14 protein-coding genes are annotated in these 15,142 nt (G+C 31.5%); 1 reads left to right on the forward strand and 13 read right to left on the reverse strand.

The window, feature by feature from the left end; all coding sequences use genetic code 11:
- Positions 1 to 161: 161 nt before the first annotated feature.
- The 5 genes from arfB to ACQ629_RS09840 all read right to left on the reverse strand — a co-directional run bounded on the left by arfB (position 162) and on the right by ACQ629_RS09840 (position 2,727).
- Entirely contained in the window at positions 162 to 566 is a 405-nt protein-coding gene (arfB, locus tag ACQ629_RS09820) for an alternative ribosome rescue aminoacyl-tRNA hydrolase ArfB (RefSeq protein WP_483704564.1), read from the reverse strand.
- A 2-nt stretch (positions 567 to 568) separates the two neighbouring features.
- Positions 569 to 1,180 carry an AAA family ATPase gene (locus ACQ629_RS09825; RefSeq protein WP_483704566.1) on the reverse strand — a complete coding sequence of 204 codons (612 nt, stop codon included), beginning with the start codon at positions 1,178 to 1,180 and terminating at the stop codon, positions 569 to 571.
- Complete coding sequence (pnuC, locus tag ACQ629_RS09830) at positions 1,141 to 1,773, reverse strand: nicotinamide riboside transporter PnuC (RefSeq protein ID WP_483704568.1); 633 nt, start codon at positions 1,771 to 1,773, stop codon at positions 1,141 to 1,143. The genes ACQ629_RS09825 and pnuC overlap by 40 nt, the downstream gene beginning before the upstream one ends.
- Positions 1,757 to 2,017, reverse strand: coding sequence for a thiamine-binding protein (locus ACQ629_RS09835; RefSeq protein ID WP_483704570.1), 261 nt, complete (start codon positions 2,015 to 2,017; stop codon positions 1,757 to 1,759). Before ACQ629_RS09835 ends, pnuC begins: the two co-directional genes overlap by 17 nt.
- Positions 2,018 to 2,100: 83 nt before the next feature.
- Positions 2,101 to 2,727 carry a 4'-phosphopantetheinyl transferase family protein gene (locus ACQ629_RS09840; RefSeq protein ID WP_483704572.1) on the reverse strand — a complete coding sequence of 209 codons (627 nt, stop codon included), beginning with the start codon at positions 2,725 to 2,727 and terminating at the stop codon, positions 2,101 to 2,103.
- Positions 2,728 to 2,790: 63 nt separating this feature from the next.
- On the opposite strand from ACQ629_RS09840, the gene ahcY reads away from it, so the two are divergent.
- Positions 2,791 to 4,107, forward strand: a complete 1,317-nt coding sequence (gene ahcY, locus ACQ629_RS09845) for an adenosylhomocysteinase (RefSeq protein WP_483704574.1) — start codon at positions 2,791 to 2,793, stop codon at positions 4,105 to 4,107.
- A 1,554-nt stretch (positions 4,108 to 5,661) separates the two neighbouring features.
- Here the strand turns inward: ahcY and ACQ629_RS09850 are convergent.
- From ACQ629_RS09850 to ACQ629_RS09885, 8 genes are all read right to left on the reverse strand, one after another.
- Entirely contained in the window at positions 5,662 to 6,669 is a 1,008-nt protein-coding gene (locus tag ACQ629_RS09850) for a TlpA family protein disulfide reductase (protein ID WP_483704576.1), read from the reverse strand.
- A gap of 77 nt (positions 6,670 to 6,746) precedes the next feature.
- Complete coding sequence (locus ACQ629_RS09855; protein ID WP_483704578.1) at positions 6,747 to 8,285, reverse strand: YifB family Mg chelatase-like AAA ATPase; 1,539 nt, start codon at positions 8,283 to 8,285, stop codon at positions 6,747 to 6,749.
- A 140-nt stretch (positions 8,286 to 8,425) separates the two neighbouring features.
- Complete coding sequence (locus tag ACQ629_RS09860; RefSeq protein WP_483704580.1) at positions 8,426 to 10,390, reverse strand: protein-disulfide reductase DsbD family protein; 1,965 nt, start codon at positions 10,388 to 10,390, stop codon at positions 8,426 to 8,428.
- 27 nt (positions 10,391 to 10,417) lie between these two features.
- Positions 10,418 to 11,731 (reverse strand): tRNA lysidine(34) synthetase TilS, encoded by a 1,314-nt coding sequence (gene tilS, locus ACQ629_RS09865; protein ID WP_483704582.1) that lies wholly within the window; start codon positions 11,729 to 11,731, stop codon positions 10,418 to 10,420.
- Positions 11,732 to 11,749: 18 nt separating this feature from the next.
- Positions 11,750 to 12,571, reverse strand: a complete 822-nt coding sequence (locus ACQ629_RS09870; protein WP_483704584.1) for a lysophospholipase — start codon at positions 12,569 to 12,571, stop codon at positions 11,750 to 11,752.
- Positions 12,568 to 12,807: a hypothetical protein gene (locus ACQ629_RS09875; protein ID WP_483704586.1), complete on the reverse strand. Its 240-nt coding sequence runs from the start codon at positions 12,805 to 12,807 to the stop codon at positions 12,568 to 12,570. Before ACQ629_RS09875 ends, ACQ629_RS09870 begins: the two co-directional genes overlap by 4 nt.
- Positions 12,807 to 13,733: a sterol desaturase family protein gene (locus ACQ629_RS09880; RefSeq protein ID WP_483704589.1), complete on the reverse strand. Its 927-nt coding sequence runs from the start codon at positions 13,731 to 13,733 to the stop codon at positions 12,807 to 12,809. The genes ACQ629_RS09875 and ACQ629_RS09880 overlap by 1 nt, the downstream gene beginning before the upstream one ends.
- 35 nt (positions 13,734 to 13,768) lie before the next feature.
- Complete coding sequence (locus ACQ629_RS09885) at positions 13,769 to 15,091, reverse strand: anthranilate synthase component I family protein (protein ID WP_483704591.1); 1,323 nt, start codon at positions 15,089 to 15,091, stop codon at positions 13,769 to 13,771.
- Positions 15,092 to 15,142 lie beyond the last annotated feature (51 nt).

The following is a 15,142-nucleotide window of genomic DNA, read 5'->3' on the forward strand; positions in this document are numbered from 1 at the left end:
AAGCAATTAACATAATGCACCAAAAGGTGTGGGGATATTTAAGAGAAATGAATTTTCATGAGCTATTTCCTGCTTTCACTACTCGCTTTTTTCGTCCCTCAAAAGAGCTCAAAACAAACCGTTCAATCAGGGCTAAGTTTGTTTGTGAAGTATTGGATTATTTAATCGATTTTTGGTTTCTTTCTCAAGTTTTTTTTAACTGAGGTTCTTTTTTTGTTTTCAGCTTTTCTTAAAACAGAGCCTCTACTAGGTTTAGTGGTTCTTCTTATTTTAGGTCTTTTTAAACCTTGGGTAATTAGCTCTAAAAAACGTTTTATAGCAAGGTCTTTATTTCTGTGTTGAGAACGTGTTTCATCTGAAAATAATATTAAAACATATTCTTTAGTAAGTCGAGAAGTTAGTTTTTTAAAGAGTATTTCTTTTTGTCTTTCAGATAATTGGTTAGAGTTCGCAAGATCAAAAGTTAATTCTATTTTAGACGATACTTTATTTACATGTTGCCCGCCGGCACCAGAACTTCTTATGGCTTTAAATTTTAGTTCTTTAACAAGTTCGTGCGTATTCATAATTATAATGAAGGCTTGTTTAAAGTAGTAGAAAAAGAATACAGATTTTCTTTTTTAGAAAGTAATCCATCAATAATTTCAATTGCTTTTTTCAATCGGGTTTCTTTATCTCCTTTTAATAAAACATATGGGCGATTGTACTTTTTTAACGTGTTTTCAAAGGCAGTAAACATTTCTAAACGTTCGCCTGGTTTATCACGTAAATCGTCAGCTTCCCACGGAGTATCAATATAAGTTAAAAAATAAATATCGTACGAGTTTTCAATAGCTGCTTTATCGAGTGTAGGATCTACAAAACCACCATAATACTCTTCAGAATATACTTTTGTTTCAAGTAAGTCGGTGTCGCAAATTAAAACGTTATCCGCTTTTAGCGATAAATCATTTTCTAGTTTTATTTGTCCTTCGGCAATAGGTATTATGTCTTTTTGTTCACAAATTTTACGCTCGTTATTCCATTTGTCTTGCAAATACTCACGTGCAAATTCTGGCGTCCAAACGGTATTGTAATAACGTGCTAATTGTCCAGAAAGTGTAGTTTTACCAGTGCTTTCGGGTCCGAATAAAACAACCTTTACAAGGTTGCTGTTTTTTTGTTTAAGCTTTTTTTCCATGCTAAATAACCGCTAACGGCAATAAAGGTAAAAATTAAATATTGAAAACTTGTAAACGTAAAGCCTTTGTAAAAATAAAGAGGCACAGAAATAATATCTCCGATAATCCAATAAATCCAATTTTCAATTTTACGCTTTGCCATTAACCACATTCCTACAAAGAAAATAGCGGTAGTAAACGTATCTACATAGGCTGTCCAACTATTCCATTTATCAAAATAAGTATATACAGCAAACACAAAAATTAGAGTTGCAAAAAAGATAAAAACACTTGTTTTTTTTTCCTTTAAAGATGTACTAGAAATAGGAGTAACGTGTGTTGCATCTATATTGCGAGTCCAAATATACCAACCGTAAATACTCATGATAAAATAGTAACCATTTATCATCATATCGCCCAATAGCTGCCATTTTAACAACAGATACACAAAAATAGCGGTGCTAATCATTCCGGTAGGAAATACCCATATTTTATTTTGTTTAGAAAACCAAACAGATAAAAAACCAAAAAATACGGCAATAATTTCTAACCAAATATCTAAAATAGAATAGGTTGCGTACTGATTAAAAAGAAAATCAAAAACTTGGTTCATAGTCACTACGGTCAGATTTTACAATTTTCATAAATAAAATCCCTTTATCAATTAGCTCGAAGGAGTTTTTTAACTCTGCAGTAACCACTTGCATTACGGTATCGTAATCGCCATACACTTGTGTGCTTAATGGATTTTCAAGCACAGTTAAGCCAGAAGCTCTTAGTTTTTTAATAAAATGAATAATTGGTTCTTCAAAATTATTTTGAAGTGGTGTTAGGGTAAGTTCTACGGATATTTTCATAAAATATGTTTCAAAGCAGCAAAGTTACAAAGTTTGTAAGTGCCATTTTTATGAAGAGCGTAAACTTTTAGGTCCAGCTTTTATTAACTTGCATACACACAAGTAAATCCTTCGGTTTCTAAGAAGTAAATTTTATATTCATCGGTAACCCCTTCATATAAAATTTTACCAGAAGTTTCGTTCGTTTCAAAAGAGAAATCTTCAATATAAATATTATCTAAAAAGAGTAATTTTTTCTTTCCGTAAATTTTATATAAACTCTCTTTGGCTCCCCAAACAATGGTTAGTTTACTCACTAAAGCTTCGTGGTTCGCGATCGATTTATATTCTTCAATGGGTGTGAATTTATGTGCTATTTTTAAAATCTTATCACGCTGTTTTTCAATATCGATACCTACAGGTTTGTCATCAGAAATTATAATGCCCGAAAAAGTAAAAGAATGTGTTATAGAAATAAATTTACCATCTTTTAAATGTGGTTTTCCGTATTCATCATACACTAAATCGGCATCAGTGTAACCAAATCTATTTAGTAAGTGGCGAACGCTTAAGAAGCCTCTCCGATGTAAATCCGATTTCATGTTGTTAACTCGGTCTTTACTACTCTGAGTAAGTTCAATGCCTTCAGATAAATTCTCAAAAGATTCTTCAATCTTCCAAATCAATACTTTAGTGGTTTTGTTTACCGTTAATGTTTTGTGAACAGGCATATTTTAGAAAGTTATTTCGTAATTTTGCGACTTAGAAATTTAGATATATAAATATACATAAATATGAGCACAAAAAACGCTACATACGTTCCTTTTAAAGTTAAAGATATCTCTTTAGCTGATTGGGGAAGAAAAGAAATTTTATTGGCAGAAGCTGAGATGCCAGGATTAATGAGCTTACGTGAAGAATATAAAGATGAGCAACCATTAAAAGGAGCAAGAATTGCAGGGTGTTTACACATGACAATTCAAACAGCTGTTTTAATAGAAACTTTACAAGCTTTAGGTGCTGAGGTAACTTGGAGTTCTTGTAATATTTTTTCTACACAAGATCAGGCTGCTGCTGCAATCGCTGCTACAGGAACACCTGTATATGCTTGGAAAGATATGACAGAAGAAGAATTTGACTGGTGTATCGAACAAACATTATTCTTTGGTGAAGATAAAAAACCATTAAACTTAATTTTAGATGATGGTGGAGATTTAACAAATATGGTATTAGATCGTTACCCTGAATTAGCTGCGGGAATTAACGGGTTATCAGAAGAAACTACTACAGGAGTTCACAGGTTGTATGACAGAGTAAAGGCAGGAACTTTACCAATGCCAGCAATTAATGTAAACGATTCTGTAACTAAATCTAAATTTGATAACAAATACGGATGTAAAGAATCTGCAGTTGATGCAATTCGTCGTGCAACCGATATTATGTTAGCTGGTAAACGTGTTACAGTTTGTGGTTATGGTGATGTAGGTAAAGGTACAGCGGCTTCTTTTAAAGGAGCAGGTTCTATCGTTACAGTTACAGAAATTGACCCTATTTGTGCTTTACAAGCAGCAATGGACGGTTTTGAAGTTAAGCGTTTAGAAACTGTTGTTGGTAATTCTGATATTATTATTACAACTACTGGTAACAAAGACATTATTCAAGGGCGTCATTTCGAAGCAATGAAAGACAAAGTTATTGTTTGTAATATTGGACATTTCGATAACGAAATTGACATGGCTTGGTTAAATAAAAACCATGGTAACACAAAAGATACTATCAAACCTCAGGTTGATAAATATAACATCAACGGAAACGACATTATTCTTTTAGCTGAAGGACGTTTAGTAAATTTAGGTTGTGCAACAGGTCACCCAAGTTTTGTAATGAGTAACTCATTTACAAACCAAACTTTAGCGCAAATTGAGCTATGGAAAAATAAAGCTGCTTACGGAAACGATGTTTATATGCTACCAAAGCACTTAGATGAAAAAGTAGCATTTTTACATTTAGCAAAAATAGGAGTAGAGCTTACAGAATTACGTTCTGACCAAGCATCATATATCGGTGTAACTGTTGACGGTCCATTTAAGCCAGAGCACTATAGATACTAAATTTTGTTATTCTGAAGTAGTCACCTTGAGCGCAGTCGAAAGGTTGTTTTAGAATTTTATCATAAAGAAACCTAAAGCCCTTGCATTAATTTGTAAGGGTTTTTTTGTATGTCATTACGATGAAGAATGACGTGGTAATCTTTTACTAGTACTTTGATTATTTTTTTAAGTGTTTTAACAGGCTATCCGTTATATCTTTTTTAAAGTTATTCTCGATACAATTTTTTTCATTCTTCAAAAAATAACTCGAACAGACATTAAAAAAGGATGTCGCTGCTATACTTAACGCAGCTGTATGCTCTCAACAATAAGTAATTATAACTCCATTTTTGCTTCATGTCACCTTGAGCACAGTCGAAAGGTTGTGTTTTTAATTGTTTTGGTTTTGAAAATAACAATGTTAAATATTCTACGGCAATCTCTTTTTAAGAAGAAGATTACTTCGTTTCTCTCGTAATGACGTTTGTTTAAGAGGTATAAATAGGTTTTGTAGCCAGACTTAACATAAATTTACATTTTCAGAGATATTACTATTTTATAACCGTCATTGCGAAGTTTTTTTTTCAAACTGTGGCAATCTATCTTTAAGAACAAGATTACTTCGTTTCTCTCGTAATGACGTTTATTTAAGAATTATAAATAGGTTTTGTGGCCAGACTTAACATAAATTTGGATTGTAGAAAATGCTGGTGTTTTATAATTGTCATTGCGAAGTTTATTTTTTTAAACTGTGGTAATCTCTTTTAAGAACAAGATTACTTCGTTTCTCTCGTAATGACGTTTAATTAAGAGTTATAAATGGGTTTTGCTGCTATACTTAACGGAAATATAGATTTTCAGAAATATTACTGTTTTATAACAGTCATTACGAAGTTTGTTTTTTAAACTGTAGCAATCTCTTTTTAAGAAGAAGGTTACTTCGTTTCTCTCGTAATGACGTCTATTTAAGAATAATAAATAGGTTTTGTAGTGAGTCTTAGCATAAATTTACATTTTCAGAGATTTTGCTATTTTGTAATCGTCATTGCGAAGTTTATTTTTTTAAACTGTGGCAATCTCTTTTTAAGAAGAAGGTTACTTTGTTTCTCTCGTAATGACGTTTGTTTAAGAAGTATAAATAAGTTTTTGCTTCTAGCCTTAGTATAAATTTGGATTATAGAAAATGCTGGTGTTTTATAATTGTCATTGCGAAGTTTATTTTTTTAAACTGTCGCAATCTATCTTTAAGAATAGGATTACTTCGTTTCTCTCGTAATGACGGTTTTATTAAAAATTATAAATAGGTTTTGTATCCAGCCTTAACATAAATATGTTTTTATAGCTTCATTCTGAATTTATTTCAGAATGACATCTAATAAGTTATCTTATTATTAAAAAAAAACTAGAGTAACAGTAATCAATTATTTTAAAACTAAACACATTAAAATACTTAGCCCCGACTGAAGCATTTGTTTTAGCTCTTCGCAGAGAGCGAGTGCGGAAAGCGGGAATTAGCTTCAAAAAAAAATCCTACAACTAAGTTGCAGGATTCATTATATAAGTTTTAAACTTGAATTATATATTTAAAGAATTAAATAACTCAACTAACCTTGGGCTAGAAGGTCTAGGAGCATTTGCATCTACAATATTACCTTGTGGATCAATTAAGATAAAACGAGGAATGCTATTTACTTTATAAGCACCAGCAAAGTTTTTATCTCTTTTAGAATACAATTGAATTCCGGTTAATTCTTTGTCAGCTACCATTTTTTTCCAAGTTTCGTAATCTCTTTCGCTATCAACAGAAATACTTACAAACTCGATGTTTTTGCCGTGGTATTTTTTTTCTACTTTTTGTAAAAAAGGAATTTCTTGTTTACAAGGGTTACACCAAGTTGCCCACATATCAATATACACATATTTTCCTTTAAGATCATCTAAAGAAGTCGTTCCTCCTTTAAAATTTTCGTAATCTACAAACTTTGGTGACTGAACCCCTTTTGCTAATTTAGTAGCTAAATAAAGTTTTTCAGTATGTGTTTTGTTTAAATAGTTTTTTAAACCAGTGATGTTTTGTTTTTGAAAAGCAACAAAAGCAGAATCTAACTTTGTATCAGCTATTCTTTTATTAATATCAGTAATATAACCATTTACTTTTGTGTCAAATTTTTCTTTTGATAATGTAAATAGATCTTTATCATTAAGAAGATTTCCTTGTAGTAAAGATGTTTTTGCTAAGAAACTACTTTCATTAGAGCCTTCACCTGTATAGGTAATAGTTTCATCAAATTTAGTAGCATCAACAGAGATGTTAATATTAGCTCCGTTTTTTAAATATAATGAAGTCGCTTTTTGTCCGTCAAAAAGACGATAAAAGCCACCTTTAATATTCATGGTATCCTTAAAAGTTCCCTGATCATCAAGTTTAATAACTCTGCTGAATTTTAATTGAGGATTAGAAATAACGATAGAATCGGAATTTTTATTAGTTATTTTCCCTGAAAAAGAAACAAAATTATTTTTCTCTTTTTTACAAGAAACTATGGCAATGGCAATTGCCAATATGCAAACTATTTTTTTCATCGAATGATCAATTTAATGATTGTTTTTAAGCCACTAAATTACTCATTTTTCTATAAAAAAAATGGTTGTTTTTATTTTTATCCTAACCAACCTTCTCTATCTAAACTTCGGTATTGAATTGCTTCTGTTAAGTGTTCTGATTTTATATTTTTTGCCCCATCAATATCTGCAATAGTGCGCGATACTTTTAGTATTCTATCATAAGCTCTGGCAGAGAGGTTGAGCTTTTCCATGGCCATTTTTAGTAAACTTTTACTTTCGTTAGATAGTTTACAAAACTCACGAATTTGTTTTACGTTCATTTGGGCATTGTAATGTACACTATCTGAGTTGCTAAAACGTGCTGTTTGTATTTCACGTGTTTCTGTTACTCGTTTTCTTATTTCTGCACTAGGTTCTCCTTTTCTTTCTTCTGATAATTTATCAAACGGAACCGGAGTTACTTCTATATGTATATCAATTCTATCTAGTAAAGGCCCGGATATTTTACTTAAATACCGTTGCATTTCTGCAGGCGAAGATGTCATTGGCGAATTAGGGTCATTAAAAAAACCAGATGGACTAGGGTTCATACTTGCAACCAGCATGAAACTACTTGGGTAGTTTACCGTGAATTTAGCTCGTGAAATAGTTACTTCTCTATCCTCTAAAGGTTGTCTCATTACTTCTAAAACTCCGCGTTTAAACTCTGGTAATTCATCTAAAAATAATACACCATTGTGGGCTAATGAAATTTCACCAGGTTGCGGTAAATTATTTCCGCCACCAATAAGTGCAATGTCAGAACAACTATGATGAGGAGATCTAAATGGGCGATTAAATTGTAGTCCGGTGTTTTTTATTTTACCTACAACAGAGTGTATTTTGGTTGTTTCTAATGCTTCTTGTAATGTCATTGGAGGTAATATAGACGGAAGCCTTTTTGCTAACATTGTTTTTCCTGCTCCAGGCGGACCGATTAAAATTATATTGTGTCCGCCGGAAGCGGCAATTTCCATACAACGCTTTATGCTTTCTTGCCCCTTTACATCAGAAAAGTCAAACTCAGGAAAATCAACATGCTTATTAAATTCTGCACGTGTATCGACTATTGTTGGCGTTATTAATTCTTTATTTTCCAAGTGATTAATAACTTGCATAATATTATCAACCGCTAGTACATTTAAATCATTAACGATTGCTGCTTCTTTTGCGTTTTCTTTTGGTAGTATAAAATGTTTGTAACCTTCTTCTCTAGCTTTAATTGCTATTGGTAACGCTCCTTTAATAGGCTGGAGGCTTCCGTCTAAAGAAAGCTCTCCCATTATAATGTACTCGTTAATGTTTGTGGTTTTAATTTGATTTGAAGCAGCAAGAATACCAACAGCTAAAGTTAAATCGTAAGCGGCGCCTTCTTTGCGAATATCAGCAGGAGCCATATTAATAATTATTTTTTTGCCTGGAAGTTTGAACCCGTTGTTATTTAATGCAGCAGAAATACGATAAGAGCTTTCTCGCACAGCATTGTCTGGTAAGCCAACCAAGTGATATCCAACTCCTTTATCTATGTTTACCTCTACTGTAATAGTTGTAGCTTCAATGCCAAATACAGCAGAACCATAGGTTTTTATAAGCATAACTTTCTCTTTCTGTTAAAGATAGCTAAAATTATTGGGTTTGTTTATTAAGTGTTAATACTCAGTAGTTTATTTTAAATTTAAGCAATAAAAAAAGCCTCTTAAATAAAGAGGCTTTTTTAAATGTATTTTATAATAGGTTAGTTATTGTTAAAATTATCTAACCCTGTTTTTAACCAATCGTAATATGCTGTATGATCAGTGTATTGTTGAGGTGAATTTAGAAGCTCTAAATTTGGGCTCATCAATATATAAAATGGTTGAGACGCTGTTTTAAAGTTAGCAACTTGTAAAGTAGCCCATTTATCACCATAAGTTCTAATTCTTTTTACCTTACCGTTAGGTTTAATAAAGTCGAATTGTTGTTCTTCAGGTAATTGTCTTTCATGATCATCTACGTATAATGAAATTAAAACATAATCATCATTAATTAAAGAATAAATCTCTGGTTTAACCCAAATGTTTTCTTCCATTTTACGACAGTTAACACATGCCCATCCTGTAAAATCTAATAATACTGGTTTGTTAACCGATTTCGCATAAGCAATACCTTCTTCGAAATCTTTAAAACAATTTAATCCTAAAGGACATTTATTATCTTTTTTGTAGATACTATGAAATTGTGGTGGAGCAAATCCACTTAATAGTGCATTTTGATTCCAAACAGGTTTTTCCATCACACCAGGTGCTAAAAACACAGCCAATGCAAGAGTAGCTAAACCTAATAGAACTCTAAAGAATGATATTTTCCCATATTTTTTCCCGATAAATCCAAATAGATATAATGCAGTTAGTAAAGAAATTACTGTCCATATACCAATAAATACCTCTCTCTTTAATAAATCCCAATGACCTACTAAATCGGCATTTGATAAAAATTTAAAAGCAAAAGCTAATTCTAAGAAACCTAAAACCACTTTAACTGTATTTAACCATCCACCTGATTTTGGTAAAGAATTTAACCAACCAGGAAACAGCGCAAATAAAGCAAAAGGTAAGGCTAAGGCAGATCCAAAACCAATCATACCTGCAGATAATTGCATAGCACCTCCGCTAGATCCTAAAGAACCTGCTAATAAAGATCCTAAAATAGGTCCTGTACAAGAAAAAGATACAATTGCTAGAGTTAGAGCCATAAAGAATGTACCTATAATACCTCCAATATTAGAAGCACTATCAGCTTTATTACTCCAAGAGCTTGGTAAGGTTAATTCATAAAAACCAAAGAAAGAACCTGCAAAGAAAATTAAGACAGTGAAGAAAAAGATATTTAACCAGATATTGGTTGAAATACTATTTAAAATTTCAGGGTCTAACGTGTCTAAATAATGGAAAGGTAAACTTAACAACCCGTAAATTAATACAATAAAGAAACCATATAATAAGGCACTACCAATCCCTTTTCCTTTTTTCTCGGTACGTTTTGTAAAAAAAGATACTGTTAAAGGCACCATTGGAAAAACACAAGGAGTTAGAAATGCTAATAAACCTCCAACAAAACCTAGTAAGAAAATGTTTAATAAAGTATCTCCGCCTTCTTCAGAAGATTTTTGTGTTGTGCTTTTTAATAAAGCAGTATTTTTTAAGTTTAAGTTTAAAGATTGAGATAAAGATTGACTTTTATCATCAACTTCAACAACAGTTTGTGAAACTTCTTCCCCTATTAATGAAAAAGTAAAGTCTTCATCAAAAGGTAAACAATATTCTTTACAAACTTGTGCGTCTAAATTAAGTGTTATTTGAGTTAAGCTAGCATCAGAAATAGTTATTCTCTGTACTAATCTTCCTTCATCTACAAAGAAAATTTCGTCTTTCCCCCAAATTTCACTGAATTCTGTTTCAGTATCACCTTCTTTTGCTTTTCCATTAAGAGTGTAACCTGTTTGTCCTTCAGCAGGAGAAATTGACATAGGTAAAGAAGCATCTTCAGGATTGTACTGTGAGTACAAATGCCAGTCTTCTGCAATTTCAATTTCGAAAATTAAATCGTATTCCGTATCCGAAATTTTTTCAACGGTAGGTGTCACCACAATAGGATTATCATCAGATTGGGAAAATACCGTTAAACCGATGAATAATAAAAATAGAGTAAAGAATTTTTTCATTCGAGTTAGTTTATAAAGGGGTTGTTTTTAATTAGTTATTCTTAATAATTGAGTTGTTTTACTTGAAGGTAAAAAGCGTTTATCTTGTCGCCTTCCAATAATCCATATAATTTCACCATCATTTGAACAAAGCAACCATGTGTTGTTTTTTTCAAAAAGCGACATTTTTTCATCTTTATAGTACTTGCTAATTTTTTTCTTGCCTAGCATCCCTGTCGGATAAAAATGGTCACCAGATTTTTGTTTTCTAATGATGAGGGGGTAATTTAACAAATTTTTATCAACAAAAATACAATTTACATTAATATTTGTTTTTTTGAGAACGTTTTCGAATAACAGGTTAATCGGTTTTGTTATTTTTATCTTATCATTATGAATGATAATCTCTTCATCTTCAGTAATTTTATCTGCACTGGTGCGTAAAAGTAGTAAAAAATCTCTATCTTTTAATAAAGTATATGAATTTGTTGAGACTTTCTTGCCTGATTGTGCATAAATTAAACTGTAAACATCATTCCATTCAGTGAATTTATACGCTTTTAAAAGTTGATATAAGTAAGGCTTAGGATCAGATAGTTTTAATAACTCTAAAAGGCTTAATTTTAATATTGCACCTTCCTTAACAAGTATTTTAGGTGATACTTCTTCCATTCGGTCAGCAATAATTTGCTGAGATTGTTTAAGAAAATCGGTAGTCTTATAGTGTGTTTTTAATAAACTAGGGTTTAATTCTTTTAAAAGCGGAACAATTTGATGCCTTATTTTATTTCGGACATATTTTATTTCAGAATTACTAGCATCTTCTCGCCATTGAATATTATTATCTGTGGCGTAAGTTTCTATTTGTTCTCGTGAAAAATTTAATAAAGGACGCACGATTTTTCCGTTTACGGCAGGGATGCCTGTTAAGCCATCTAAACCTGTACCGCGGGTTAAATTAATAATAAAAGTTTCTAGATTATCATCAGCATGGTGACCTGTTAAAATATAGTCGAAATTATTTTGTTTTATCAACTCATCAAACCAGTTATATCGAAGTTTTCTGGCAGCTATTTGAGTTGATAATTTGTGTTTTTTAGCATATTTGGATGTTTCAAATAGTATTGAAAAAACAGGGACATGTAATTTATTTGCAAGTTCTTTAATAGAAACTTCATCTAAGTCACTTTCTTCATCTCTTAGCTGAAAATTACAATGTGCTAATGAAATAGTAAAGTTTAATTGATGTAATAAATATGTTAAAACAACGCTGTCAACTCCTCCAGAAATTGCAATTAGGAGTTTTTTTTCTTTTAAAAACGAAAAATGGGTGTCAATATGTTCCGATAATTGTTGCAGCATTTTTAGAACTATCTTTATTTATAGTTGATTATTTAACCAGTTAACAATGTCTTGCATCATTTCTTCTTTACATAAATCATGTTGTAGCTCATGGTAACCGCCTTCATAAAGTTTTAGACTTGCTTTTTTTGTTGCATTGGCAAAAGTTTCTGTTGCTTTATAATCGATAATTTTATCGCCTGTACCATGTAATAATAACATAGGTTTTTTTAAGCTTGCTGCATTTTGAATCGCCCATTCACCGGAATCAATAAAAGATAAAGAAAAATTCGGACTAATTTTATCATGCACTAACGGATCGTTAATATATTTTGCTACTTCAGTTTTGTCACGAGAAATATCATTAGCATCTAACTCATTTCCTAAAGTTATTGACGGTGCAATTTTTTGCATCATTTTACCTAAAGAAAGTTTCCATGCTGGCGGATCAAAAGCTAATTTTAGCATTGGGCTAGTGGCAATGATTCCTGTTAAGTTATTTTCTTTACGAAGTGCGTAGTTTATAACTGCGTTACCCCCCATAGAATGTCCGTATAAAAATAATGGTTTCTCTCCGAACACATTTTTTGCTTTTGCGATTAACTTCGATATGCTTTCTAATACAGTATCAAAACCAGGATTATGACCTCTTTTACCTGTGGTTTTACCGTGGCCGAAATGATCAAAAGCAATAACGCCAAAATTATTGTCATTTAATTTTTTAGCAACATGTTCATAGCGGCCAGAATGTTCTCCCATTCCGTGAATAATAACCACCACTGCTTTTACTGCTTTGGGTTGCCAAAATTGACCAAAAAAAGTAGTTTTATGATAATCGAAATTAAATTCTTGATGTGTCATAATTTATTTTTTTGTAGCCATTGCCTTATCTCTTTTCTTAAAGAAACTTCGGGTTTAGGTAGCGGAATTGTTTTACCAAACTGTTTTCCTCTCTTAAATTTAGAGAAGGTGATTTTATGTTGTTTCCAAGCTTCAGGATACAATTCTAAAAATTTATTGAAAAAACTTTGCTCATTTACAGTTCCTTCTATTTTAGGTAATACTTCTTTAAATTTTTCTTCTTGATCTATAATCATTACTTCTGATTTTTTTGAGCGATAAGTTTTCGCATCTCTTTAACACTAATCGTACTTCCGTTATGACTCCATCCCGGAGGACCAAAAATATACATAAATTTATGAACCCAATTACTAGATTTTTTGGTGTCGTTAAAAATATCTTTGTATTCATGGGTTAAAATTATCCAAGGATTATAAGAGTTCGGTGCATGTGTTACGCCGTATTTAATATCAATTTCTTCATCTAATTCTTTCCATGTACCAAATAACCTATCAAAAACATTTAGAAATCCCCCATGGTTTTTATCCATGTATTCAATATTCTTTGCATGATGTACTTGATGCATTGTATGCGTGTTAAAGATTATATCAATATACTTAATTTTAGAGATATATACCGAATGTAGTTGAAATTGCCATAAGGCTTCAATTCCTAAACAAACAACCACCATTTCTGGAGAAAAACCAATTGCAGGTAACCACATGTAAAAAAAAGGTTTGTATAAAATGGTAAACCAACCGTTGCGAACAGCGGTTCCTAGATTAAAATTATTTGATGAATGGTGTACGATATGTGCGGCCCATAAAAAACGAACCATGTGATTTTGTCTGTGAAACCAGTAGTAACTAAAATCATCTAATAGCTGGCAAGCAATCCAAACATACCAAGCATATCCAAAAGATTCCCAACCCATAATGTTCATGCGAATACCATTTACAAACGGATTAAAAACTTCATACACATAATTAAAAATAAGAATTGCAGAAACTGTTTTAATTAAAGGCGCTATAATAACAGATCCGATACCCATTGTTAGGCTAGATACTAAATCCTTCCAGTTATATAAATCTTTTTTATTGTGCGTTTTACTATACGTAAGTTCTAATAAAATAAGACCCAAAAAACAAGGAATACCATATACTAATGGATTGGTAAAATTCATGTAATTTTTAAATATTTAGGGTTCAATATAGTGAACTACTTTGAGTTTAAGAGCACATATTTCATTGCTTTTGCTTTTAGTAAGCACTCTTCATATTCTTTCTCGGGAGTTGACTTGGCTGTAATTGCTCCGCCAACTGAATATGAAACGTAATTTTCATCAGCATTGTATAAAATACTTCTAATAATTACATTAAAATCAAAGTCGCTATTAGGCGTAAAATAACCAATAGTTCCTGAATACAAACCGCGTTTGGTTTCCTCTAATTCTTCAATAATTTTCATGGCTGATACTTTTGGTGCTCCCGTCATGCTTCCCATCGGAAAAGTGTCTTTAATAACATCAACAGGATCTGTAGTTGTTGCTATTTCTGAAATTATTGTAGATATCATTTGATGCACTTGTTTAAAAGAATGCACTTTGCAAAGTTCTTCAACAATTACACTTCCTTTTTTTGCAGTTTTTGATAAGTCATTGCGAACTAGATCTACAATCATCACATTTTCTGCTCGTTCTTTTTCGTCGCGTGATAAATCGAAAGCTATTTTATCATCTTCAATAACATCAATTAAACGTTTTGCGGTTCCTTTAATAGGTTGTGATATAATTTTTGTTCCTTCTTTTTTTAAATACCTTTCAGGTGTTGCCGATAATAAATATAAATTTTCGTGCCTGAAAAAAGTAGCGAAAGGCGGTTCAGAAATGTCGTTTAATTGCGTATATATTTTATAAGGATTGATATTGGTGTTTTCGGCATAAAACTCTTGGCAGAAATTAGCTTCATAAATATCGCCTCTATGAATATGTTTTAAAACTTTCGATACTTTTTGATGGTATTCATCTTTGTGAATGCGAAGTTTTATTTTGATTTTTTCTTGTTCTGATGATTTTTCGACATCACTCAAAGTAACATTTGGATTCGTTTCTAAGATGTCATTAAAATCTTCTTCTAGCTCATCATCTATCATTTGTAAATAATGAAACTCAACCGTATTGCCTTTAATGAAAATTAATTTTTGAGGTTGAAAAAAATACAAGTCAGGAAAATGAAGTCCGTCAAAATTAGTTGACTCTAGTTTTTCAACATCATTTTTTACATCATAAGAAATATAGCCAAAAAGATAATCTTTAGTATATGATTGATATTCTTTTAGTTTATCAAAAGCATTTTGAGCATCAGTTTTTATAGATGTAAATTCATCTGCAGCCAAACAACAATCGAACGAAGAATATTTTTGCTCGTAATTATTAGAATCCAACCAAATAGCAGTTTCAAACTGTTTAGACCAAGCAAATAGTTTTTGCTTAAACTCTTTAGGGTTATCTATTTTAAAATCAGATTGGGTTCTTTTAGACATCTTACAAAAATAAGAAACCCGATAGAATATAGCTATCGGGTTTCTATAAAA

Source organism: Tenacibaculum sp. SM2510, assembly GCF_057002845.1.